Here is a 24383-nt window from a genome sequence, read left to right on the forward strand (position 1 = left end):
AACGATGGAACACCGTGAAGCGCTTGTCGCGCTGCGACATTTTCTTTCAAGTCAGATCCTCGGCCAGGAAAAACTCATCGAAAGGCTGCTGATTGCCTTGCTCGCCGATGGCCACATGCTGGTTGAGGGCGCGCCTGGCCTGGCCAAAACCAAGGCTATTAAAGAGTTGGCCGAAGGCATTGAAGCTGAGTTCCATCGCATCCAGTTCACCCCCGACTTGCTTCCGGCCGACATCACCGGCACCGAGATTTATCGCCCGGAGACCGGCAGCTTTGTCTTCCAGCAAGGGCCGATTTTCCACAACCTGGTGTTGGCCGATGAGATCAACCGTGCACCGGCCAAGGTGCAGTCGGCATTGCTCGAAGCCATGGCTGAACGCCAGGTTTCCGTGGGCCGCACGACCTACAACCTGTCGCCGCTGTTTCTGGTGATGGCCACGCAGAACCCGATTGAGCAGGAAGGCACGTACCCGCTGCCTGAAGCGCAGCTCGATCGGTTCCTGATGCATGTGAAGATCGGTTTCCCCGACGCCAGTGTGGAACGCAAGATCCTCGCGCAAGCGCGCGGTGAAGCGCTCAACGGCGAAACCAAGCCCGAGCAACTGGTCAGCCAGCAGGCGATATTTGCCGCACGCCAGGAAATTCTCGGCCTGTACATGGCCGATGCCGTAGAAGAATATTTGGTGCAACTGGTGATGGCCTCGCGCACCCCGGCCAAGTTCGACGCGGAATTGGCTGAGTGGATTGCCTACGGTGCCAGCCCGCGCGGCTCGATTGCCTTGGACCGCTGTTCGCGCGCCCACGCGTGGTTGGCCGGACGCGATTTCGTCAGCCCGGAAGACATTCAGGCAGTGCTGTTCGACGTGCTGCGCCACCGCATCATCTTGTCGTTTGAAGCCGAAGCCGCTGGGATCGATCAGGACCGTGTGATACAGCGCATTCTCGACGTCGTGGCGGTCGCCTAACCACCATGCACGAGCAACCCACGCAACCCGGCATTCGCGTCAGCCTCGGTGAACTGATCGAGATGCGCCACCGTGTGCGTGAGGTGCAGTTGTTTTCCACCCCGGCGCGGCGCAGCCCATTGATCGGCCTGCACCACTCCAAGCTGCGTGGGCGCGGCGTGGACTTCGATCAGGTGCGCGTGTACCAACCCGGTGATGATGTTCGCACCATCGACTGGCGCGTCACCGCGCGCACTCAGGAGCCGCACACCAAGCTCTTCCATGAAGAACGCGAGCGGCCGATCTACATCATGGTCGAGCAGAGCCAGCGGCTGTTTTTCGGCTCCGCGCTGATGTTCAAGTCGGTGCTCGCCGCCCAGGCTGCGAGCCTGATTGGCTGGGCCGCGCTGGGCCATAACGACCGGATCGGCGGCCTGGTGTTTGGCGATCTGGAACACCACGAAATCAAACCACGGCGTAGCAAACAGAGCCTGCTGCAGCTACTCAGCCGCCTGGCCCGCGCCAATCAGGCGCTGGGCAATCACAGCCAAAGCAGCCGCGACAGTTTCGGCCTGGCCCTGCGCCGCGCCCGTGAGGTGCTGCGCCCCGGCAGTCTGGTGGTGATTGTCTGTGATGAGCGCACCCTGAACGACAGCAGCGAACAGCAATTGCTGCTGCTCGCCCGGCATACCGACTTGCTGCTGTTGCCGCTGTCTGACCCGCTCGACCACGCCCTGCCCAATGCCGGACTTTTGCGTTTTACCGAACACGGCGCTCAGCTCGAACTCGACACCCAAGACGCCGAACTGCGCCAGGCCTACCGCAACCAGGCCGATGCACGCAAAGCGCGCTGGCAGCGTTTGGCGCAAAAACTCGGCGTGCCTTTACTGGCGCTCAGCACGCAAAGCGAGATGATCGAGCAACTGCGTGAACACCTGAACGCCCAGCGGCCGAGGAAGACCCTGTGAACCCGCTGGAACAACTCGAACCGCTGATCGCCCCACCCGCCATCAGTTGGTGGCCACCCGCGCCCGGCTGGTGGTTGCTGGCGTTGTTGCTGCCCGCATTGCTGTGGGCGGCGATCAGGCTGTTCAACCGCTTGCGCCGCAACGCCACGAAACCGGTGACCGAAACACCGCTCGACCCATTGCGCCAGGCCGCGTTGAACGAGCTGGAACAGTTGCGTAAACCCTACGATGGCGTCGATGCCGGCCCCTGGCTGCAGCAGCTCAATGCCATTCTCAAACGCCTGTGCCGCGAACGTTATCCGCAGAGCCACAGTCACACCTTGAGCAGTCGCGCCTGGCTGGCCTTTCTTGACAGCCGCTGCCCTGCTGCCGGTCTTACCCGCTGGATGATTCTGGTCGAAGGTGCGTATCGACCACGTTGCAGCCTGGATGACAAAGCCATTGCCGGCCTGCATCAAGCGGTATCGATCTGGATTCGCAAACATGTTTGAGTTTACCTGGGCTTGGGTCTTTCTCCTCGCGCCACTGCCTTGGTTGGTGCGTGCTTTGCTGCCGCCAGCCGACAGCGGCGAGGCGGCGCTGAAAGTCAGCTTTATCAGCGAGCTTGAAGGCTTGAGTGGCCGCCGCGCGCGGGTGCGCCTGCCAGCGCTGCGCCAACAACTGCCGTTTCTGCTGGTCTGGGCGTTGTTGCTGCTCGCCTGCGCACGGCCGCAGTGGTTGGGCGAGCCTTTGCCAATGCCAGCCAGTGGGCGCGACCTGCTACTGGCCATAGACGTGTCCGGCTCGATGGATTACGCCGACATGCGCTGGGATGATCAGGAGATCAGCCGCCTGGGCTTGGTCAAACATCTGATGGGCGATTTTATCGACGGTCGTCAAGGCGATCGGGTGGGTTTGATCCTGTTCGGCAGCCGCGCCTACCTGCAATCGCCCCTGACCTTTGACCGGCAAACGGTGCACACCTGGCTGGATGAAGCGCAGATCAATATCGCCGGCCCGCAAACCGCCATTGGTGACGCCATTGGCTTGGCGGTCAAACGTTTGCGCGAGCGTCCCGCCGAAAGCCGCGTGCTGGTGTTGGTTACCGACGGGGCCAACAACGGCGGCGAAATCGATCCCCTCACAGCAGCGCGATTGGCCGCCAAAGAGCAGGTTGTGATTTACACCATCGGCGTGGGTGCCGACCCCGAAGAGCGCGGCGTATTCGGTCTGCTGGGCTTCAGCCCCGACATTGACCTGGACGAACCCACCCTCACCGCCATTGCCGACGCCACCGGCGGCGATTACTTCCGTGCACGCAACAGTGAAGAGCTGCTGGCCATCGAAAGCACCCTCGACCGCCTGCAACCGGTGGCGCAAAAGCCCACCTTGGCGCGCGCAACACAGGTGCTGTATCCCTGGCCATTGAGCCTGGCGCTGCTACTGAGCGTGCTGATGGCCAGCCAACGCTTGTGGCCTCAGCAGGTGCAACGCTGGCGTCATCGGCTGACACGCTTAAGGGGCCAGGCATGATCGAATTGAGCAGCCTCTGGCCTCACTGGCAGCGCCCTTTCTGGCTTCTGCTGCTGCCGCTGCTCGGGCTGTTGCTCTGGCGGCTCTGGCACCTGGAAAAACGCAGCGGTCGCTGGCAAGCCTTGCTGCCGGCGGCCTTCCACGCCGCCCTGCTGACCCGCACGGATGGCCGCAGCAGCCGTCTGCCTTGGGTGGCGCTGGGTCTTGCCTGGCTGCTGGCCGTGCTGGCCTTGCTGGGCCCAAGCTGGCAGCGCATCGAACAACCCAGTGCCAAACCGGCTGATCCGCTGGTGGTGCTGCTGGAACTGACCCCGGAAATGCTCGCCAGCGACGCATCGCCCAATCGCCTGGCACAGGCCAAGCGCAAACTGCTGGATTTGCTCGAAGCCCGTCAGGATGCGCAAACCGCCATCGTCGTTTACGCCGGCAGTGCACACACCCTAGTGCCGCTGTCCGACGACCTGAGCACCAGCCGCAACCTGCTTGATGCGATCAGTCCGGCGATCATGCCCGAGCCCGGTAAGCGTGCCGACTTGGCCGTCATCAGTGCTTTGCAATTGCTCGACCAGGCCGGCCAGGGCGAAGGCCGTTTACTGCTGCTGACCAGCCGCCTGGACTCAGCCCAGCACCAAGCCATTGGCCAAGCCCTTAAACGGCGCAACGAGCGCCTACATATTCTAGGTGTCGGCAGCAGCCAAGGCGCGCCGATCATTCAGGACGACGGCTCGTTCCTCAAGGATGCACAAGGCGCCATTACGCTGCCGCGCCTGGACAGCAGTGGACTGGCGCAATTAGCCCATGAGCTGGGCGGTCGTTATCAAACACTCACCCTGGACGATCAAGACCTGCGCAACCTCGGCCTGTTGGACGCACCACAACACGTACGCCGCGATGGTGAGATGACCCAACTACAGGCCTGGGCTGATCAAAGCCACTGGCTGCTCCTGCCACTGTTGTTACTTGCCGCTTGCGCGGCGCGACGCGGCTGGCTGCTGTGCCTGCCCCTGCTACTGCTGCTCACGCCGCAAAGCAGTTATGCCTTCAGCTTTGAAGACCTTTGGCTGCGCGCCGATCAGCAAGGCCAGCGCCTGCTCGACGCCGAACAACCCGCAGAAGCCGCAAAACGCTTCCAAGACCCACGCTGGCAAGGCCAGGCGCTCTACCAAGCCGGCGATTACGCGGCAGCAGCCGAGCGCTTTGCCACGGGTGATAGCGCCAGCGACCATTACAACCGTGGTAATGCCTTAGCAAATAGCAATGAACTGGAAGCGGCGCTCGACGCCTATGAGCAGGCATTAGAACGCCAGCCCGACCTGACTCAGGCCAGCAAAAACAAAGCCTTGGTCGAAGAACTGCTGCGCCGAAAAGAGCAGGAGCAGGAAAAAACCGACGATAACGCCGAGCCAGAGGCCGAGCAGAAGCCAACCGAGGCCCCCGCACAGAGCGGCCAGGCGCAAACGGATTCACCACCTCAAACCCAGACAACAGCCCCTAAAGACGCCGCCCCGAACAACGAACCACCAACCCCGCCACCGCCCAGCAGCCGCGAAACGCCGGAGGCAGCGCCCAGCGACGGCAAACCGGCGCAACCTGAGCCTGGCCCAGCGCAGGACGCCAGCGCAGAGCCCGCACTGGATGACGAACAGCGCCAGGCGCTGGAACAATGGCTGCGGCAGATCCCTGATGATCCGGGCGAACTGCTGCGCCGCAAATTCAGGCTGGAACAACAACAGCGCCAGGAACAATGACCATGAGCCGACTGCTCTGCACTCTGCTGCTTAGCCTGCTGGCACTGTCTGCCAGCGCACAAAGCCTAACCGCCAGCGTTGATCGCACGCGCCTGAATGCGAGTGAAAGTGTTGAGCTGACCCTCGAATCGAATGATGCCACCTTATTTGGCAAACCTGATTTGCAGCCGCTTAACGAGTTGTTCGAGGTGCTCGGCACGCGCCAGGTTAATCGCCTGAGCAGCGGCAGCAATGGCGCACAGGCCAGCACCCGCTGGATCATCACCCTGCAACCCAAACACAGTGGCTACGTGGTGGTGCCACCGCTGCGCCTGGGTGAGTTGCAGAGCAACCCCATCACCCTGCATGTGCAGCAAGGCAACCAAACCGACGGCAGCCAACTGGCACCGGTGTTTATCGATGCCAGCCTCGATCAGGAAAGCATTTATGTGCAGGCCCAGGCAGTACTGACCCTGCGTATTTACCATTCCGTATCGCTTTACGACGACAGCAGCCTAAGCCTGCTGGAAATCCCCCAGGCCCGGGTTGAGCCGCTGGGCGAGCCGCGCACCTATGAAAAAGATATCGGCGGCATCCGCCATGGGGTAATTGAACTGCGTTATGCGATTTTCCCGCAGGAAAGCGGCGAACTGCTGATCCCTGGTCAAGCCTTTAGCGCCACAACGGTGGAACGCTCCAGCAGCAACTTCAATCCATTCGGCCCTCGTCCTGGCCGTGTGGTACGGGTTAAATCACCGGAAATCCCCTTGCAGGTCCGCGCTAAACCGGCCAGCTACCCGGCGGATGCAGCGTGGCTGCCAGCCCGTGCAGTAGAACTGAGCGAAGTGTGGAGCCCGCAACCGGACACCACGCAAGTGGGCGACTCACTGACCCGTAGCGTACTGCTCAAAGCCGAGGGCTTATCCAGCGCGCAACTGCCGCCCTTACCGGCCACTGAAGCCAGTGGCCTGCGGCGTTACCCGGACCAACCGCAACTGGCTAACCAAGCCAGTGACACCGGCCTGGTCGGCAGCCGCGAAGAGCGCGAAGCGCTGGTGGCCAATCGTGAGGGCGTGATAACCCTGCCGGCCATTGAGGTGCTGTGGTGGAACACCACAACCGATCAACTGGAACGCAGCCAACTGCCCGCGCGCGCCTTGCAAGTGGCAGCCAACCCCAACCTGGAAAGCCCGATAGTGGCAGCCGCCCCTGTGCCGATGCGGGAAGATAACAGCGCCGAACTGTGGCCCTGGCAACTGAGCAGCGCGCTGCTGAGCATGACTACCTTGCTGGGTTTCACCCTCTGGTGGCGGGCGCGCCGTCAACCCGCCGTGCTGCCTAGCCAGACCACAGGCCCAAGCCCGCGCAACCTGCTTGATGACCTCAAGCGCAGTTGCATGGCCAACGATTCCCAAGCCACCCGACATGCCCTTGACGCCTGGGCACGACAACAACCAGAAACCCTGGCTGAAATGGCCGCCCGATTTATTCCCTTGTCCGAGGCACTGGACGGTCTAAATGGCGCGCTGTACAGCGAAAGCGGCCAACACTGGCAAGGCCGCAACCTGTGGTTGGCAATCCGCAGCCTGCCCAACATCGAAGACCTCGACAGCGCAGCCAATCCTGACAGCAGCGCCCTGCCGCCGCTCTACCCTCGCTGACCCATTGATTAAGCTGCGGCTCCAACAAGGACCGCAGCAATCAATCACATAAACCTATCGAAGCAATTCAATCGAAATATTTTAACAATCGACAAATCAGCACTACGCTGCCAATCAGACACAAATGATTCTCAGCCGAGGTGCGCCATGCTCAAGACCCTGACCTTTACCGTGATGCACTTTTGCATCGCCTTCGGCGTCACCTATGCGTTAACTGGCAGCCTCGCCGCCAGCAGCCTGGTGGCCGCCATTGAACCGCTGTGCAACTCGGTGGGCTTCTACTTCCACGAAAAAATCTGGCAGCGTGTCGAAGGCCGCAAAAAGCCCTCAACACAACCTAAACATGCCTGGTTACATCACCAAGCCTAATTTAGGCTGATGGCCACATAAAGGCCCAACACCGCACTCAAACAGCCCGCCCTGCACCAGTGCAATCAGCTAATATGCGCGCCTCACTCATCGACCGCGCACGATCATGCCAGCCACTTCTCGATTCTTCGCTGCACCTTACTTACTGACCTTGATGGTGTCGTTAATGGCGCTGTTTGGTCTGTGGTTTTACATCGGCCAACCCGTTGAGTTAGCCGATGCCGCCACGCCCACGCACAAGCTGCAGTGCGCCTCTTACACCCCGTTCGATAAGGACCAATCGCCCTTTGATCAGCCGCTGAAATTGCGCCCCGAGCGCATGGAAGCGGATATGGCCTTGCTGTCCGAGCGTTTCGAGTGCCTGCGCACGTATTCGGTTACGGGGCTGGAAGAGCTGCCCAATATGGCCCGCAAGTACGGCTTGAAGTTAATGGTCGGCGCCTGGGTGAGTCGCAACCCGGCGGATACCGCCACCGAGATTGCCGGCCTGATCAAAGTCGCCAACGCCCATCCTGACGTTGTTCAGTCGGTGATCGTTGGCAATGAGGCGCTGCTGCGTAAAGAGGTCACCGCCGAACAATTGGTGACACTGATCGAACAGGTCAAGGCGCAGATCAAGCAGCCCGTGACCTACGCCGATGTCTGGGAATTCTGGCTTAAGCATCCAGAAGTGGCACCGGCGGTGGATTTCATCACCATCCACCTGCTCCCCTACTGGGAAGACAACCCGGCGGGCATTGAAAGCGCCCTGCATGAGGTGGCTGAGGTGCGCAAGACCTTTGGCGCGGCCTACGCACCCAAAGAGATTTTTATTGGCGAAACGGGCTGGCCCAGTGAAGGTCGCCAGCGCGAAACCGCCGTACCCAGCTTGGTCAACCAGGCTAAGTTCATCCGCGGCTTTGTCGCTTTGGCAGAAGAAAACGGCTGGCGCTACAACCTGATCGAGGCCTTCGATCAACCATGGAAGCGTGCCAGCGAAGGGGCTGTCGGCGGTTACTGGGGGCTTTACGACGCCAACCGCCAGGACAAGTCGGTGCTCGCCGGGTCCGTATCCAACTTACCGCACTGGCCTTTCTGGCTGGGCACAAGCCTGGCGCTGTTTACCGCGACGCTGCTGTTAGCAGGCCGCCCCCGTTCCACGCGTACTGCGCTCCTGCTGCCCTTGCTCGCGGGCTTGGGTGCGGCGTGCATCGGCCTGTTCGCCGAACTGAGCTTGATCACCAGCCGTTACGTCGGTGAGTGGTTATGGGCTGGGGCGTTGATCGTGCTCAACCTGTTGGTTTTGAGTCAACTCGCGCTCACCCTCGGTCAACCGACAGGCTGGCGCGGCAAGCTCAGCCATTGGCTGTCCAGTAAAGCCGCGCTGTGGCTGGTGCTAAGCGGGTTTGCCGGCGCCGTGATGATGCTCGCACTGGTTATGGACGCGCGTTATCGCAGTTTCCCCAGCGCAGCCCTGCTGCTGCCAGCAGTGGGCTACCTGTGCTGGCCGGTGAGTGGTTATCGGCGCGAGGTCGCGTTGCTGGCTCTGTTGGTGGGTGCAGGCATTGCGCCGCAGTTGTATCAAGAGACCTTGAGCAACCTGCAAGCAGTGGGCTGGGCCCTGACCTGCAGCCTGCTGGTAGCGGCCTTGTGGCGCAGCCTGCGAACCACAAGGCGCACCGCCTGATCAGGTCGCCTTAGGCGCACGAATCAGACGTAACAACGCCAGCACAACGGCAAACACAGCAAGGCTGGCGCTGTACAACACCAGCGCTGGCAAGCCAAGGATCAATGCGGGGCCTGCCAGTCTGCGGCCCCATGGATCTGGCAGCACAAACGCCATCAGCGCAATGCCGAGGGCGCCAAGTGACAGCACACGAAAATGAATCAGCCAGCCGAAGAGTGCGCGCACCTCACAGCCTAATTGTGTGGGGTCGGTGACACACAGCCCCACCCACACCTCGTTCTCCATCACCTGATAACGCAGCACTAGACTGGCCAACAAGCTCAACGCAGCAACAATCAACACCAGAATCAGCGATAAGTAGCGTGGCATAAGTAACTCAGGCAATAAAAATGGCTGCGTAGGATAAGCCTCTCCGCTGCGGATAACATCCCCCAGCGCAATCGCTACACTGCTCACATGCTCATACGCCGCCTAATTATCGCTGTCGCTGGCTTGCTCGCCCTGTGGATGCTGTGGGTGATCGTGCTGCCCGACGCCAATCGTCTGCCATCCGGCGTCTCCACCAGCACCGGCACCTGGCGCGTGGGCGAAAATAACCTGCGCGCACTGCAAGCCTTTTCATTAAAGGCACGCGTTTTACGCCGCGAGAACTACTACTTCGACCGCGGCGCAAAACTCTCGCCCACCGACCTAGCGTTGGGCTGGGGGCCAATGGCCGACCCTCAAGTGCTCCGGCACATCAGCATCAGCCAACGTAATCGCTGGTATTTCTGGCGCGCTGAACACTTGCCGATTGAGCGCAGACAAATCGAAATTCACAGCGCCAACATGCACTTGATACCCGCCAATGCAGAGGTGGCCAAAACCCTCGCAGAGCTTAAAACAGACCAGCAGATTCAGCTCAGCGGCCAGTTGGTCAGCGTCGAAGGTGACGATGGTTATCGCTGGGTCAGCTCACTGAGCCGTGAAGACATCGGTGAAGGGGCCTGCGAGTTGATCTGGGTTGAGCAATTGGTGGTGCTGCCCTGACCTGAAGTTCAGGCGCTTCAAGCCGCACTTGCAACAGGTTCTGTGGTCAAATCGAGCCACTTGCCCCTTCGCAGCCCAGAACAGCGCCTTAGAGATATCACCATGTCGCAACGCCTACGCCTGCTCGCCTTGCTCAGTAGCCTGGCCTTTATTGCCCCTGCCTGGGCAACTGATGTCGATCCCAACAGCTATGGTTTTCCGCTGACCAACGCCTTTGAAGCGACCATTGCCACCACGCCCCCTGAATTGCGCCCAGCCCTGCCGGTCGACGCCGACATCAACCAGAGCGACTACCAGGTCAAGCTGCGTCCGGAGCGTGAATTTGAAGTGCCGGACAACTTCTGGCCCGTGACCAAAATGCGCTATCGCCTGGCCAAACAATCCGGGCAGGCACCGCTGATCTTTATCATCGCGGGTACCGGGGCGCATTACGCCAGCAGCACCCCGGAATACCTGAAAAAGCTGTTCTACGGTGCAGGTTTTCATGTGGTGCAGCTGTCTTCGCCGACCAGTTACGACTTTATGACGGCCGCCTCGCGCTTTGCCACGCCGGGGATCACGCGCGACGATGCCGACGACTTGTACCGCGCCATGCAGGCCGTGCGCGCGCAGCATCCACGCCTTAACGTCAGTGAATTCCACCTAACCGGTTACAGCCTGGGCGCATTGCAGGCGGCCTTTGTCAGCGAGTTGGACGAAACCCGGCGCAGCTTCAACTTCAAACGTGTGCTGCTGCTCAATCCGCCAGTCAACCTTTACACCTCGGTCACCAACTTGGACCGGCTGGTGCAAACCCAAGTGACCGGCATTGATGACAGCACCACCTACTTTGAGTTGGTACTTGGCAAGCTGACGCGCTATTTCGAGGAGAAGGGCTATGTCGACATCAATGACGCCCTGCTCTATGACTTCCAGAACTCCAAAGAAAAACTCACCGATGAACAGATGGCCATGCTGATTGGCACCGCCTTCCGTTTTTCGTCTGCCGACATTGCGTTTACCTCCGACCTGATCAACCGACGCGGCCTGATAACGCCCGTCAGCTACCCGATCAGCCAAGGCACCAGCCTCACCCCATTTTTCAAACGCGCATTGCAATGCGACTTTGACTGCTACCTGACTGAACAACTCATTCCCATGTGGCGCGCACGCTATGACGGCGGCAGCATCACGCAGTTGATTGATCAGGTCAGCCTTTATGCTTTGACTGACTACCTGAAAACCAGCAGCAAGATCGCCGTCATGCACAACGCCGACGACATGATTCTTGGCCCAGGCGATCTGGGCTTTCTGCGGCGCACCTTCGGCGACCGGTTGACGGTGTATCCGCTGGGCGGTCACTGCGGCAACCTCAACTACCGCGTCAATAGCAACGACATGCTGGAGTTCTTCCGTGGCTAAGCCGACCCTGCTGGTATTGACTCTTACCTTGCTGCTGCACACTCACTGGGCACTGGCGGCCGACGAAGACGGCTTCAAACGCCCACTGCAGAACCTGAAATTCAATCCCGGCTTGGACGAGCGCGAATTTGAACGCGCCACGCTCAACGCGTTGAGCGTCTACGACCCGTTGGAGTCATGGAACCGCCGCGTTTATCACTTCAACTACCGCTTTGATGAGTGGGTTTTTCTGCCGATTGTCGATGGTTATCGCACCATCACCCCCAACTTGGTGGAGAGCGGGGTCAGCAACTTTTTCAGCAACCTGGGCGATGTGCCCAATGCGCTGAACAGCGCCTTGCAACTCAAAGGCAAGCGCACGGCACAAACCACCGCGCGGCTGCTGCTTAACACCACCATTGGGGTAGCCGGTTTATGGGACCCGGCGACGCGCATGGGCCTGCCCAAACAGAAGGAAGACTTCGGCCAAACCCTGGGGTTTTATGGCGCGCCGTCAGGGCCCTACCTGATGCTGCCGCTGTTAGGGCCGTCCAACCTGCGTGATACCGGCGGATTGCTGGTGGATTTCAGCGTGAAGAACCAAGTCAACTGGCTCAACGTGGCCGAAGCCAGTAGCAATCACCCAGAAATCACCCTGCTGGAAGTGGTTGATCAACGCTCCACGGTGAACTTCCGTTACGGTCAGCTCAACTCACCGTTCGAATACGAGAAGATTCGCTTCTTCTACCATGAGGCCCGCAAGCTGCAGATTGCCGAATAGCCATGCACGCTTGACCCAAGGGCCGCCCACAGGTTTTAACCTGATGCGGCCATAAGGTTCTGGAGAGTGATTATGCACGTTGCCCAACTGGCCAAAGCAGCCGCTGTCAGCGCTGATACCGTGCGCCACTACACCGCGCTGGGCCTACTCAAGCCCACGCGCGACCCGCAAAACGGTTACCAGCAATACGCGGCCACGGACCTGCAGCGCCTGCGCTTTGTTGCCCGCGCGCGGCGCATGGGGTTTAGCCTCAAGGATATCCAGCGCATTCTCAGCAGCGCCGAGCATGACCGCGCGCCCTGCAGCGACGTGCGCGAACTGCTCAATGAGCGATTAAGCGCGCTGCAGGCGCACATTGACGAGTGCCAACGCCTGGCGGCGGTCATGCACCAAGCCGTGGAACAGTGGAACCATGCGGATCAATGCTCGGCAGAAGGCCAACCCCTGTGCCGACTCATCGAAGCATTCGAAACCGACATTGAACGCCGGCCTGCGACGCCCTGCCCGGCACATTAAAACCGAATAACGTTCTTCGGTCGCACTGCCCATAAAAAACGGCAGCGCATTCGGCGCGTTTGTTTAAACGCTGCGCCGAACAGGCTGCCGCTGGGTGCCGGTATCAGGGTGTTGGCGTATCCGCCGTGTCGATGCGCAATTGCTGTAGGTTTGTGGTTTTGCTGGCAATCGGCTGGCTGCTGCCGATCCACTCGCCTGCGGTGGCGTTGCCACTGCGCGAAATACGCGCCACCAGTTGCACCTGCTCAAAGCCAGAGATTTTCAGCTGCGGCATCATCGCATCGTTATCCGACAGGCTGACCTCGGCGGGCAAATCGGCCACGGTCAAACGCTTGACCGCCAGCGGCATCGGCGGGCCGGAAACCGCGCGGGCAAAGATGAACACCGCATCACCCGGTTGAACTTTATCGCTCAACTCAGGCGCCAGTTCGACCTTGACCGTAATACCCGGCACGTTGGTCACCGCGGCGTCTGGCGTGGCAATACCCAGTTGTTGGCGGGCACGTTCAATGCCGCCCTCAATGGCCTGACGCGACGGGTCTTCAACCGGCAATACCGCCACCAGTTGCTGCCAGTACTCGATGGCGCGCTGGTACTGACCGCCCTCGTACGCGGCAATGCCCAACAAACCCAGCGTGGTGGCTTCAGCCGGATCGCCTTTGAGGGCGTCATCCGTCATGGTTTGTAGTTGATCAGTCCACTGTTTATTGCCGGCAAAATACAAAGCTTGAGCCCATTGCCCCAAGAGCTCCGGCTCGCGGCCAGCTACTGCGACGGCACGTTCAAACGCGGCAGCAGCTTCAGCCGGACGCTCTTGCGCCATATAGGTACGACCGAGGAAATACCAACTCTCCGCCGAGTCGGGATTCTTCTCTGTGGCCTCTTCCAGGCGTGCAGTCATCTCTTCGATGGTCTTAGGCTGTTCAACAAAGGTGCGGGCCCGCTCCACCTCATCAATCACGCCCCAATGCATGTACAGCCCAACACCCAGTGCGGGCACCAGCAACGCACAAATCAGCGGCACGGCACGCCCCAGGGAGCGTTTAACCGGCAACGCCTGAGCACCCTCGGTATCGGACAGCAATTCACGAGCAGCCTCGTCACGCGCGCCCGCCAATTGCTTATCATCCAATGCACCTGCGGCATGCTGTGCTTGCAACTCCTGCAGATGCTCCTGATACAGGGTGACGTTCAATGCCGTGCGGTCTTCCTCGGCTTGGACGCCGCGACCGCGCAACACAGGTAGCAACAAGATGGCCAAAGCCGTCAGCAACAGCAGACCGGCGCACAACCAGAATTCGATCATCAGTCTTTGTTATCCATGGACGATTGATTAAGCAGCGCTTTAAGGCGTTGCACTTCATCAGCAGACAGGCCATTGGCCGCTGTCGCCGATGAGCCGCGCCGACGCAGCACGATAAAACCGAGCAGCACAAAACCCGCCCCCAGGAAGATCGCCGGGCCATACCACAGCAGCAGCGTACGACCGGTTACTGGCGGTTTATAGAGAACGAAGTCGCCATAACGACTGACCAGAAAGTCGACAATTTGCTGATCGCTCTCGCCCTTTTCCAACATGCGGAAAATCTGCTCACGCAGGTCCATGGCGATGGGGGCGTCAGAGTCGGCAATGTTCTGGTTCTGACACTTGGGGCAACGCAACTCCTCGACCAAGGTGCGGTAGCGCTGACGATCGGCCTCAGAGTCGAACTCATAGGTGTCGATGGCCGCCTGTACGCTGCCGGCGAGAACGGCGGTTAACAATGCAATGCTGATCCACGCTTTCATGGCGTTGCCTCATCAACCAGTGACTGATAAATGGGCGCTAACTGCTCACGCCAGATGCGCTCATCAATGGTGCCGACAAACTTATGGCGGATGATCCCCTGCGCATCAATGAAGAAGGTTTCCGGTGCGCCATACACGCCCAGATCAAGGCCCAGGCTGCCTTTGGCATCTTCAATGTTCAACTGATAGGGATTGTGCAGTTCACGCAGCCACTTTTGCGCCGCCGAACGATCATCCTTGTAGTTGACGCCATGAATCAGCACGCCGCGCTTGGCCAACTCATTAAGCACCGGGTGCTCATGCCGACACGACGGGCACCAAGTGGCCCAGACATTTACCAGTGCCGGACGGCCCTTAAGATCAGCCTCCGTCACCGTGCGTTGTGGGTCATCCAGCGCGGGCAGTGCGAATGCCGGGAAAGGCTTTCCAATCAGGGCTGACGGCAGCTCTGAGGGGTCCATAAACAGCCCCTTATAGAGAAACACCGCCATGCCCAGAAACACCAGAAAAGGCACCAGCAGGATTAACCGTTTCATACCCGCGCTCCGGCCATGCCCAGTGCATCACGCACCTTGGTACGCACTTTCATGCGGTAACGTTTGTCAGCTGCAGCCAGCAAACCACCCAAGCCCATTAACAAAGCGCCCAGCCAGATCCAGCGTACAAATGGTTTGATGTGTACGCGCACAGCCCAGTCGCCGCCTTCAAGTGACTCACCGAGGGCCACAAACAGATCACGGGTGATGCCCGCATCGATACCCGCTTCGGTCATCACGGTTTGTTGCACGGTGTAGAGGCGTTTTTCCGGGTGCAACACGGCAATTTCGCGCTCGTCTTGCAGCACGCGAACGGTGCCTTTATCGGAGCTGAAGTTCGGCCCGTCAAAGTGCTCAGCCCCTTCGAAAATAAAGCGATAACCGCCGATCTCGACCGAATCACCCGGCGACATACGCATATCGCGCTCGAAGCTGCCCACAGTGGTAAGGATCACCCCCACCGCACACACCGCCATACCCAGGTGCGCGACCTGCATGCCCCAGTAGCTTCGAGTCAGGCTCGGCAGCCCTTTGAGCAAGCCTTTGTGGCGAGTTTTCTCGCGGATGTCACGCAACCCGGCCAACACCACCCAGAGCGACAACAAGCACACACCCAGCACAGACCAGCGGAACTCGCCATGCAGGAAGGTCAAAGCAAAGGCCAACACGGCGGTGGTGATCAGTACCGGCACCAGCATGCTGGTCAGCCACTTAAGCGGTGTGTCCTTCCAGCGCACCATTACACCCACCGCCATCATCGCCATCAACAGGCCCATTAGCGGTACAAACAGCGCGTCGAAGTAAGGCGGACCTACCGACAGCTTGGTACCGGTCAGCGCATCCAGCACCAGTGGGTACAGAGTCCCCAGCAGAATCATCGCCGAAGACACCACCAGGATGATGTTGTTGATCAGCAGGAAGGTTTCCCGCGACCACATGGCAAAGCCCACCTGGCTTTTAACCACCGGGGCACGCACGGCAAACAGGGCCAGCGAACTGCCCACGACCAGAAGCAGAAACGCCAGAATAAACACGCCGCGTTCCGGGTCGCTGGCAAACGCGTGCACCGAGGTCAACACGCCGGAACGGACGAGGAAGGTGCCCAGCAAACTCAGGGAGAACGCGGCAATGGCCAGCAACACGGTCCAGCTTTTAAACACGCCGCGTTTTTCCGTCGCTGCCAGTGAGTGAATCAAGGCTGTGCCGACCAACCAGGGCATAAATGAGGCGTTTTCAACCGGGTCCCAGAACCACCAGCCGCCCCAGCCAAGTTCGTAATACGCCCACCACGAACCCAAGGCGATACCAATACCAAGAAAAGCCCAGGCGACTAGCGTCCATGGCCGCGACCAGCGCGCCCAAGCGGCGTCCAGTTTACCGCCTAGCAACGCGGCGATGGCAAAGGCAAAGGCCACCGAGAAACCGACATAGCCCATGTAGAGCATCGGTGGGTGAACGATCAGGCCGAAGTCCTGCAGCAGCGGGTTGAGGTCACGGCCGTCGGCCGGTGCGTTGAAGATCAGGCGTTCAAACGGGTTGGAGGTGACGATCAAAAACAGCAGGAAACCAATGCTGATAATGCCCATCACAGCCAACACACGGGCCAGCATTTCTTCCGGCAACTGGCGCGAGAAAATCGCCACGGCAAAGGTCCAGCCGGCCAGAATCAACGCCCACAGCAGCAGTGAGCCTTCATGCGCACCCCAGACGGCACTGAATTTGTAGTACCACGGCAACGCGGTATTGGAGTTGTTGGCCACATAGGCCACGGTGAAATCGTCGACCATAAAGGCATAGGTCAAGCAGGCGAAGGAAATCAGCAGAAAGACAAACTGCCCCCACGCTGCCGGTCGCGCGAGACTCATCCACAGACGGTCACCACGCCAGGCACCGATCAATGGCAAGGTGGCCTGCACCAAGCACATACACAGCGCCAGAATCATGGCCAAATGGCCGAGCTCAGGAATCATTATCAGTACCCCTGCTTAGCGGCGTTTGCCGCATCGTGCTGCTGTTTCATGCCGCTTTGCTCAAGCGCCTGCATGACTTCGGGTGGCATATAGTTTTCATCATGCTTGGCGAGCACTTCATCGGCGATTAACACGCCCTGATCATTCAGCTTGCCCATGGCAACGATGCCCTGCCCCTCACGAAACAGATCGGGAAGAATGCCGTTGTAACGGATGGTCACGTTGGCCACGCCATCGGTTACCACAAAGTCAGTATCCAGCGATTTATCAGAGCGCTTTACCGAACCCACGGCAACCAATCCACCGGCCCGAATACGGACTTCTTCAGGGGCATCACCGGCCGCAATCTGGGTCGGTGAATAAAACAGATTGATATTCTGCTGCAGGGCGCTGAGGGCCAAGGCCACCGCTATACCCGCACCGGACACCAAAGCCATGACGGCATACAGGCGTTTCTTGCGCACAGGATTCACTTCAACTCCTCCCGGCGCATACGGCGCGCCTCATCTTGCAGGAAACGTCGGCGCGCCAGAATCGGCAGCACCACATTAAGGGCCAACACAGCCAGGCTGATGGCATAACAGGTCCAGACAAACGGTCCATGGGTGCCCATGGCCAGAAATTCGCTAAAGCTGGCAAAACTCATAGGCCTTTCTCCACTTGCGCCTTGATCTCGGCCTTTGCCCAACTGCTGCGGACTTCACGGCGAAGTACTTCCAGGCGCATGCGCATAAGCAGCACGGCACCAAAAAAGCAGTAGAACCCCAGCACCGAGATCAACAACGGCATCCACATTTCAAACGGCATGGCGGGTTTGGCCACAATGCTGAACGTGGCCGGCTGGTGCAGGGTGTTCCACCACTCCACCGAGTACTGAATGATCGGAATATTCACCACGCCAACGATGGCCAGCACCGCACAGGCTTTGGCTGCACTGTCGCGGTTGGTAATGGCATTGCCCAAGGCAATCACGCCGAAGTAGAGAAACAACAGGATCAGCATGGAGGTCAGGCGCGCGTCCCACACCCAGTAGGTGCCCCAAGTGGGCTTGCCCCATATCGCGCCGGTGACCAGCGCGATAACCGTCATCCAGGCGCCAATGGGCGCGGCTTGCTGCAGGGCCACATCCGCCAGTTTCATCTTCCACACCAGCCCAACCGTGCCGGCGATGGCCAACATGATGTAGATGGATTGCGCCAGGAATGCGGCTGGCACGTGGATGTAGATGATGCGAAAGCTGTTGCCCTGCTGATAATCCGGGGGCGCGAAGGCCAGCCCCCAGACCAGACCGGTCACTAACAGCAAAATCGCGCTGACAGCGAGCCAAGGCAGCCAAAGGCGGCTGATTTCATAGAACCATTTAGGCGAGCCAAGCTTGTGAAACCACATCCAGTTCATCAGATTACTCATCAGTGCTAGGGCTGAATCCGACGCACGCAAGCGTCAGATCCGAGCGGCCATTCAGGCTTATTATCTACTCAGCGACGCTGATCCGAAGACCGGCGGCGATGGCGAAAGGTGTCAAGGTCACTGCTAATGCAGTGAGGCTGGCCAGCCACAACAGGTGGCCGGCCACCGGCAATCCTTGCAGGCTGGCTTGTAACGCACCGCTGCCAAGGATCAGCACCGGGATGTACAGCGGCAAAATCAACAGGGCGAGTAACACACCGCCACGCTTGAGCCCGACGGTCAGAGCGGCACCCACCGCGCCCAACAAACTGAGCACCGGAGTGCCCAACAACAGAGAAATCAGCAGCACCGGCAGACAGCGCCCTGGTAAGCCCAACATCAGCGCCATCAGCGGAGCCAACAACACCAGCGCCAAGCCCGACAGAAGCCAGTGTGCCAGCACCTTGGCCAGAACCAGAAGAGCCAGGGGGTGCGGCGAAAGGACCCACTGTTCGAGTGAGCCGTCTTCGAAATCACTGCGAAAGAGCCCGTCTAGCGAGAGCAATACAGCCAAAAGCGCGGCCACCCAGACCAAGCCAGGCGAAAGGGTTTGTAACAACTGCGACTCAGGGCCAACCGCCAACGGAAAGAGCGCAATCACAATGGCAAAGAAAACCAGTGGGTTGGCCAACTCTGCGGGACGCCGGAACAGCACACGTGCTTCACGAGCCAGCAGCAGGGTAAAAACATTGCTCATACGCTGCGCTGCCCCAGATCAAGCTCGCGGTAACCGGCGGGTTTGACCGTTAATTCATGATGAGTGGTTAGCACTACCAGACCGCCCCGCTCGCAATGCGCCGCCAAATGCTGTTCAAGCTGAGCGACTGCCGCCTTATCCAACGCGGTGAACGGCTCATCCAGCACCCAGAGCGATGGCCCAGGCAGGTAAAGACGCGCCAGTGCCACGCGACGCTGTTGACCGGCGGACAAGGTGTGGCAAGGCACATCTTCAAAACCGCGCAGGCCTACGGCGGCCAACGCCTGCCAGATCGCCTCGCGTGAGGCAGGCTCATGCAGCGCACACAGCCAAGTGAGATTCTCTTCAGCGGTGAGCAAGCCTTTGATACCGGCTGCATGACCGATCCACAACAAGTTAAGGGCTGAATCTGTGCGCGACTCTGTGAGGGCGCGGCCCTGCAAGCGAACCTCACCGGCCGTCGGTTGCATCAATCCGGCCAACAAACGCAGCAGACTGGTCTTGCCACTGCCATTGGGCCCCACCACCTGAAGCATCTCACCGGGCTCCAGTTGCAACTCCAGGCGCTCGAACAGCATGCGCCAGTCACGCTCACAGGTGAGTGCCACGGCTTCAAGAAGAGGGCTGGTCAAAGCATCGGCACCTAAGAGGAATGGCAAAAGCTGTTTAAGTCGACAGAGTCTTGGCCGCTATACTGAGGCACATTGAACGCGCGCCAGCTCAGTCGGGGCGCGATTATACATGCCCTGACCTGCCTGCCGCAGCGGGCATTTTCGACAGGGTGTAACCCGTTAATGAGCGAAATCAGTAGTCCACGCCCACTACCGCCAGCATCTGCCAGCAGCCGTGTTTCACCTGCAGCGGCAGACATGGCAGTTAAGCTGCTACAACCGATGCAAGGTATTCTGAGCAGTGGCGAGAGCGCCAAAGCTGAAGTCATAGCCCTCAAGGAAGTCGCCCAGAGCTTTCAGTTGCTGCTAAAGCTGACGTTGGCAAATGGACGTCAAACCACACTGGAAGCGCAAAGCAATCGCCCACTGATGCAAGGCACCAGCATGACGGTGACGGCTTTATCGGCAACCAGCCTGGCACTGTCGGCGTTAACGGGCGGTGAGAAACCCCTGACCAGCCTGGACCTTAATCAACTACCGGTCGGCACCTTGCTGCAAGGCAAGGTGATCAGTCGCGAGCAGATGCCACAGGATCGTGCGCAACAGGTGATTTATAAAGTATTGCTCAACCTGCTCAACACCCCGTTGGCAGGAAGCAAACTGTCGCTGGAAACCCCCCTTCCACTGCCAGTCGGCAGCCTGCTAAGCGCCCAGGTGCAAGGCAACCAGGCGTTAAGTTTTTTGCCCCTGAGCGGTCGTCTCGATCAGCTCGTACTCAGCCAACAACTGGGCTTACAGAGCAACAAACAAGGCTCGCTGGAGAACCTCTTCAGCGCCCTGCAAAGCTTGCGGGGTAATGCTGAGGCCAGCGAAGGACTGCGCACCAGTATCGACAAACTCTTTGCCAACCTGCCTGACGCCGACCAATTGAGCACAGCCAAAGGCCTCGCTTCAGCCATGGAAAACAGCGGCATTTTGCTTGAAAGCAAACTACTGACTGGGCAGGGACACCCCTTGAGCACCGACCTTAAAGCCAACCTGCTACGGTTGATTAGCCAGTTGCTGCCCAACCTACAACCTGGCACACCGCTGGCCAGCCTGACGGCAGGCGGCTCACTAGCACAGGCAATTCCAGCCCTGGCGCGAGACCTGTTAAACAGCCTGGGCAAAGCCAGCAACCGTCAGCAGGCGCTTAACTTCCCCCTGCCCTCCCGTCTGCTGCAAACCATGGATGGCGAAGCTGATCTCGAAGCGCTGTTGAAACTTGCCGCCGCCGCCATTTCACGCCTGCAGACCCATCAATTATCGAGCCTCGCACAAAGCCAAATCGGCCCAGATGGCAACCTACTGACCACCTGGCAACTGGAGTTGCCCATGCGTAATCAGCAGGAGTTGGTGCCCCTGCAGGTGAAGATCCAGCGCGAGGACAAAAACGCACAGGACAAGCCCGACAAGAAGGAAACGCTGTGGAAAGTCGAACTGGCATTTGATCTCGACCCGCTTGGGCCCCTGCAAGTGCAGGCTCAGTTAATTCATAGCCGCCTCACAAGCCAGCTGTGGGCCGAACGCATGAGCACCGTACAACTGATTGACGGGCAGTTGGATCATCTGCGCCAACGACTTAATGAGGCAGGCCTGCAAGTGGGCGATCTGGCCTGTCGGCAAGGCACCCCACCGCGCGGCCCCCGCACCAGCCTGGAACAACGCTGGGTGGATGAAACTGCATGAAGAAAAACACACCTCGCCAGGCAATCGCCCTCACCTATGACGGCAAAAATACCCCCACACTCAGCGCAAAAGGTGATGACGAACTGGCAGAAGCCATTCTGGCCATTGCCCGCGAATGCGAAGTGCCGATCTATGAAAATGCTGAATTAGTTCGACTGTTGGCACGCCTCGAACTGGGTGAAGCCATACCCGAACAGCTGTATCGCTGCATCGCAGAAATAATCGCCTTCGCTTGGTATCTAAAAGGGAAATGCCCGGCAGGCAATACACGCGACAACGACGTGACACCACCGTTGCGCTTATTGGAAGGCCCCGACCATTAAAGGCGGTCGAGTAATCAGGAACGCTGCAACTTGGCCTGATGCATTTTGCTGACTAGCTCGGCTTCAGCCTGGCTCAACCCGCAGGACTGAGTCAGGTCTTCAACGCTAGCGCCCATACCGGCCAAGCGCGCCGCCTGAGTGAACGACAAACTGCTAGGGTCGCGCTGCTCAATCTGATTTAGCTTGTCAGGCAAGGGTGCCACCACTCGCCTTAGCTCATACAACTCTTCACCAATCTGCACACTGCCCGTCAGGTAAGCATCCAATCGCCGACTCAACTCCTTGAGGCGACGATCGCGCACAGCGTCACGCTCGCCTTGCACACTCACGGCATGCCGCAGTTGCTTGGTCAACCAGATGCACGCAGCCACAAGCCCCAGACAGACTAGGGCTAGCGCGACCAGCAGTGCCTCGAGCATGGCTTAGAAGCCCTCCAGCTCGGACCACTCTTCCTCGCTCATCATCTTGTCGAGCTCAACCAAAATCAGCAATTCGCCATTCTTGTTGCACACGCCTTGAATGAACTTGGCAGACTCGTCGTTGCCAACGTTTGGCGCGGTTTCCACTTCCGACTGGCGCAGATAAACCACTTCGGCCACGCTGTCGACCAGAATACCGATAACCTGCTTGTCGGCTTCGATGATCACAATACGCGTGTTATCGGTCACTTCGCTCGAATCAAGGCCAAAGCGCTGACGCGTGTCGATCACCGTAACCACGTTGCCGCGCAGGTTGATAATCCCCAGCACATAACTTGGCGCACCAGGCACAGGGGCAATCTCGGTATAACGCAATACTTCTTGGACCTGCATCACGTTGATGCCATAGGTTTCGTTATCCAGACGGAAAGTCACCCATTGCAGAATCGGATCTTCAGAACCTTGTGCCGAACTTTTCTTCATGTTCCTAGCCTCGTCATGAACCGCTCGCGGCGGCGATCGCGGGTGTATACCCCGCTGTCATTACTATAGTTGCAAAGCTGCCAACCTCGCACAGCCAGCGTATTACTCAATGCACCCGACCGGCTGCCATACGCTTGGTCGCACCACTGGCAATCAACTCCGCCAGGGCTGTGATATCCAACAAAGCGCACATATGTTCAATCACCGTTCCAGCCAACCAAGGCCGCTGGGTACGCTGACTGCGCCACTTAACCTCTTTGGGATCAAGCCGAATCGACCGGCTGACTTGGTGAACCGCCAGCCCCCACTCATACCCTTCGATAGAAATGACGTACTGCAGGCCATCGCGAAAGTCATCGCGGTAGCGATCAGGCATCACCCAACGCGCAGTGTCCAGCACCTTCAGATTACCCGCCTGACACGGCAATATGCCGAGGAACCAGTCCGGCTGACCAAATAAGGGAGTCAACTCCTGCCCTTGCAAAGGATAGATGCTGCCTAAACACACCAGAGGGACAGCCAGAGTAAGGCCTGCGACATCAAACAGCAGACATTCAAATGACTCACTGGCCCAATCAGGACGACCGCTCAGAGCGGACTCGGTCAGTGCCGAGTGCTGCAGTACTGATTCGGCCACCTCAACCACGACCTGCACGTCGCTTACTTGTTCAAGCGCCGGCACACTGGGCGCCACAACCACTTGCAGCGCAGGCATCTCGATGGTCGGCAAAATAAGCGGCCTTCGGGCTAACTCCATGACCGGTTTGCTCATGGGCGCGACCTGCTTGATCATGCGCGCATCGCGTACTTGCTCTTCAAGTACAGCAGCCTCGAACTCGTCCAGGGTCGCGCTGTCAGCCAATTCAATGGCAGCATCCTGCAACAAGCCGTCCAAATAAGACTGCAAGGCCAGTTGCGAGCGTGTAGCGGTAACCAATGGACGACTCATGAAGACAACCTGCAATAACAATCTCTTAAGACTATCGGCCGCGCGTGCGACAGACTTGAGCCCCAATCTTCAGCATAGCTGTTCAACTCAAGCGACCTGTGCCGCAATTTGCTGCGACAGCAGGTGTTTAAGCAGCGCGCGGTAAGCAATCACACCCCGGCTGTTGCTATCAAAGTTTGAGGGCACGAGCCCTGCCCGACTGGCATCACGTAAACGGGTATCAACCGGAATATAAGCCGGCCAGAGGTGTTCCGGATAGGTGTTACGCAAGACCCTAAGCGTACCCATGGACGCCTGAGTACGGCGATCAAACAACGTCGGCACGATGGTGTAAGGCAATGCTTGTTGTCGCGAGCGATTAATCATCGCCAGGGTATTGATCATCCGTTCCAGCCCCTTAACCGCCAGAAACTCCGTCTGAACGGGTATCACCAACTGCTGACTGGCTGCCAGCGCATTAACCATTAACACACCAAGCAACGGCGGACTGTCGATCACCGCGTGGTCATAGTCCTGCCAGAGCTGTGCAAGGCTCTTGGCAATAACCAGCCCAAGCCCACTCTTACCTGGCGATTGACGCTCAAGCGTGGCCAGTGCGGTGCTTGATGGCAGCAGTGAGATGCGTTCATGACTGGTTTGCAGCAGCAACTGCTTGGGCAAATCGCTGGGCACACCGCCTGAGTGCTGAAACAAATCAAAACAGCTGTGTTCAAGGGTATCTGGATCGTGACCAAAATAACTGGTCATGGACCCATGCGGGTCGAGGTCCACAACCACAACACGTTTTCCAGCATCAGCCAGCAAACCGGCCAGTGCGATTGATGTGGTGGTTTTTCCGACACCACCTTTCTGATTGGCTACTGCCCAGACTCTCATCG

Annotated in this window: 28 protein-coding genes; 14 read left to right on the forward strand and 14 right to left on the reverse strand. The window is 59.1% G+C overall.

The window, feature by feature from the left end; all coding sequences use genetic code 11:
• Positions 1-4 precede the first annotated feature (4 nt).
• The 8 genes from AUK77_RS10150 (at position 5) to AUK77_RS10185 (ending at position 8846) form a co-directional block, all read left to right on the forward strand.
• Complete coding sequence (locus tag AUK77_RS10150; protein ID WP_296129066.1) at positions 5-964, forward strand: MoxR family ATPase; 960 nt, start codon at positions 5-7, stop codon at positions 962-964.
• 5 nt (positions 965-969) lie between these two features.
• Positions 970-1911: a DUF58 domain-containing protein gene (locus AUK77_RS10155; protein ID WP_296129070.1), complete on the forward strand. Its 942-nt coding sequence runs from the start codon at positions 970-972 to the stop codon at positions 1909-1911.
• Complete coding sequence (locus tag AUK77_RS10160; protein ID WP_296129072.1) at positions 1908-2402, forward strand: DUF4381 domain-containing protein; 495 nt, start codon at positions 1908-1910, stop codon at positions 2400-2402. The genes AUK77_RS10155 and AUK77_RS10160 overlap by 4 nt, the downstream gene beginning before the upstream one ends.
• A complete protein-coding gene (locus AUK77_RS10165; protein WP_296129074.1) occupies positions 2395-3423 on the forward strand; it encodes a VWA domain-containing protein in 1029 nt (342 codons plus the stop codon). The genes AUK77_RS10160 and AUK77_RS10165 overlap by 8 nt, the downstream gene beginning before the upstream one ends.
• Positions 3424-3428: 5 nt before the next feature.
• Complete coding sequence (locus AUK77_RS10170) at positions 3429-5171, forward strand: VWA domain-containing protein (protein ID WP_296129381.1); 1743 nt, start codon at positions 3429-3431, stop codon at positions 5169-5171.
• Positions 5172-5173: 2 nt separating this feature from the next.
• A complete protein-coding gene (locus AUK77_RS10175) occupies positions 5174-6811 on the forward strand; it encodes a BatD family protein (RefSeq protein ID WP_296129076.1) in 1638 nt (545 codons plus the stop codon).
• A gap of 147 nt (positions 6812-6958) precedes the next feature.
• Complete coding sequence (locus AUK77_RS10180; RefSeq protein WP_296129078.1) at positions 6959-7180, forward strand: DUF2061 domain-containing protein; 222 nt, start codon at positions 6959-6961, stop codon at positions 7178-7180.
• Positions 7181-7286: 106 nt separating this feature from the next.
• Positions 7287-8846: a beta (1-6) glucans synthase gene (locus AUK77_RS10185; protein ID WP_296129081.1), complete on the forward strand. Its 1560-nt coding sequence runs from the start codon at positions 7287-7289 to the stop codon at positions 8844-8846.
• Here AUK77_RS10185 and AUK77_RS10190 read toward each other — a convergent pair whose 3' ends face one another.
• Positions 8847-9215, reverse strand: coding sequence for a hypothetical protein (locus AUK77_RS10190; RefSeq protein WP_296129087.1), 369 nt, complete (start codon positions 9213-9215; stop codon positions 8847-8849).
• 87 nt (positions 9216-9302) lie between these two features.
• Here AUK77_RS10190 and AUK77_RS10195 point away from each other — a divergent pair, with 87 nt between their 5' ends.
• From AUK77_RS10195 to AUK77_RS10210, 4 genes are all read left to right on the forward strand, one after another.
• Entirely contained in the window at positions 9303-9875 is a 573-nt protein-coding gene (locus AUK77_RS10195) for a hypothetical protein (RefSeq protein WP_296129090.1), read from the forward strand.
• A 102-nt stretch (positions 9876-9977) separates the two neighbouring features.
• On the forward strand, positions 9978-11276 hold the full coding sequence (locus AUK77_RS10200; protein WP_296129092.1) for a serine/threonine protein kinase: 1299 nt from the start codon (positions 9978-9980) through the stop codon (positions 11274-11276).
• Positions 11277-11283: 7 nt separating this feature from the next.
• On the forward strand, positions 11284-12036 hold the full coding sequence (locus AUK77_RS10205) for a VacJ family lipoprotein (RefSeq protein WP_296129383.1): 753 nt from the start codon (positions 11284-11286) through the stop codon (positions 12034-12036).
• A 72-nt stretch (positions 12037-12108) separates the two neighbouring features.
• A complete protein-coding gene (locus AUK77_RS10210; protein WP_296129096.1) occupies positions 12109-12552 on the forward strand; it encodes a MerR family transcriptional regulator in 444 nt (147 codons plus the stop codon).
• Between the two features lie 103 nt (positions 12553-12655).
• Here the strand turns inward: AUK77_RS10210 and ccmI are convergent, their stop codons facing one another.
• The 9 genes from ccmI to ccmA form a co-directional block, all read right to left on the reverse strand.
• Entirely contained in the window at positions 12656-13858 is a 1203-nt protein-coding gene (ccmI, locus tag AUK77_RS10215; protein ID WP_296129099.1) for a c-type cytochrome biogenesis protein CcmI, read from the reverse strand.
• Positions 13858-14340, reverse strand: a complete 483-nt coding sequence (locus tag AUK77_RS10220) for a cytochrome c-type biogenesis protein (protein ID WP_296129102.1) — start codon at positions 14338-14340, stop codon at positions 13858-13860. Before AUK77_RS10220 ends, ccmI begins: the two co-directional genes overlap by 1 nt.
• Positions 14337-14876 carry a DsbE family thiol:disulfide interchange protein gene (locus AUK77_RS10225; RefSeq protein ID WP_296129104.1) on the reverse strand — a complete coding sequence of 180 codons (540 nt, stop codon included), beginning with the start codon at positions 14874-14876 and terminating at the stop codon, positions 14337-14339. Before AUK77_RS10225 ends, AUK77_RS10220 begins: the two co-directional genes overlap by 4 nt.
• Positions 14873-16846 carry a heme lyase CcmF/NrfE family subunit gene (locus tag AUK77_RS10230; protein WP_296129106.1) on the reverse strand — a complete coding sequence of 658 codons (1974 nt, stop codon included), beginning with the start codon at positions 16844-16846 and terminating at the stop codon, positions 14873-14875. The genes AUK77_RS10225 and AUK77_RS10230 overlap by 4 nt, the downstream gene beginning before the upstream one ends.
• A 2-nt stretch (positions 16847-16848) precedes the next feature.
• Complete coding sequence (gene ccmE / locus AUK77_RS10235; RefSeq protein WP_296129109.1) at positions 16849-17319, reverse strand: cytochrome c maturation protein CcmE; 471 nt, start codon at positions 17317-17319, stop codon at positions 16849-16851.
• On the reverse strand, positions 17316-17492 hold the full coding sequence (gene ccmD / locus AUK77_RS10240; protein WP_296129111.1) for a heme exporter protein CcmD: 177 nt from the start codon (positions 17490-17492) through the stop codon (positions 17316-17318). The genes ccmE and ccmD overlap by 4 nt, the downstream gene beginning before the upstream one ends.
• Complete coding sequence (locus AUK77_RS10245) at positions 17489-18247, reverse strand: heme ABC transporter permease (RefSeq protein WP_296129385.1); 759 nt, start codon at positions 18245-18247, stop codon at positions 17489-17491. Before AUK77_RS10245 ends, ccmD begins: the two co-directional genes overlap by 4 nt.
• 73 nt (positions 18248-18320) lie before the next feature.
• Positions 18321-18992 carry a heme exporter protein CcmB gene (ccmB, locus tag AUK77_RS10250; RefSeq protein ID WP_296129113.1) on the reverse strand — a complete coding sequence of 224 codons (672 nt, stop codon included), beginning with the start codon at positions 18990-18992 and terminating at the stop codon, positions 18321-18323.
• The gene (gene ccmA, locus AUK77_RS10255; RefSeq protein ID WP_296129115.1) at positions 18989-19624 is read right to left on the reverse strand and encodes a cytochrome c biogenesis heme-transporting ATPase CcmA; all 636 of its coding nucleotides are present in this window, start codon (positions 19622-19624) and stop codon (positions 18989-18991) included. The genes ccmB and ccmA overlap by 4 nt, the downstream gene beginning before the upstream one ends.
• Before the next feature lie 162 nt (positions 19625-19786).
• Here ccmA and AUK77_RS10260 point away from each other — a divergent pair, with 162 nt between their 5' ends.
• Together AUK77_RS10260 and AUK77_RS10265 are read left to right on the forward strand one after the other, a co-directional pair.
• Positions 19787-21331, forward strand: coding sequence for a flagellar hook-length control protein FliK (locus tag AUK77_RS10260; protein ID WP_296129117.1), 1545 nt, complete (start codon positions 19787-19789; stop codon positions 21329-21331).
• A complete protein-coding gene (locus AUK77_RS10265) occupies positions 21328-21654 on the forward strand; it encodes an EscU/YscU/HrcU family type III secretion system export apparatus switch protein (protein WP_296129120.1) in 327 nt (108 codons plus the stop codon). The genes AUK77_RS10260 and AUK77_RS10265 overlap by 4 nt, the downstream gene beginning before the upstream one ends.
• Before the next feature lie 14 nt (positions 21655-21668).
• On the opposite strand, the gene AUK77_RS10270 is transcribed toward AUK77_RS10265, so the two are convergent.
• The 4 genes from AUK77_RS10270 to AUK77_RS10285 form a co-directional block, all read right to left on the reverse strand.
• Positions 21669-22073 carry a DUF2802 domain-containing protein gene (locus tag AUK77_RS10270; RefSeq protein ID WP_296129121.1) on the reverse strand — a complete coding sequence of 135 codons (405 nt, stop codon included), beginning with the start codon at positions 22071-22073 and terminating at the stop codon, positions 21669-21671.
• A gap of 3 nt (positions 22074-22076) precedes the next feature.
• Positions 22077-22556, reverse strand: coding sequence for a chemotaxis protein CheW (locus AUK77_RS10275; protein WP_296129123.1), 480 nt, complete (start codon positions 22554-22556; stop codon positions 22077-22079).
• Between the two features lie 106 nt (positions 22557-22662).
• Complete coding sequence (locus AUK77_RS10280; protein ID WP_296129125.1) at positions 22663-23505, reverse strand: CheW domain-containing protein; 843 nt, start codon at positions 23503-23505, stop codon at positions 22663-22665.
• Between the two features lie 87 nt (positions 23506-23592).
• A complete protein-coding gene (locus AUK77_RS10285; protein WP_296129128.1) occupies positions 23593-24381 on the reverse strand; it encodes a ParA family protein in 789 nt (262 codons plus the stop codon).
• Positions 24382-24383 lie beyond the last annotated feature (2 nt).

The sequence above is a fragment of the Pseudomonas sp. Ga0074129 genome (genome assembly GCA_001465025.1).
Taxonomy (GTDB): Bacteria; Pseudomonadota; Gammaproteobacteria; order Pseudomonadales; family Pseudomonadaceae; genus Aquipseudomonas.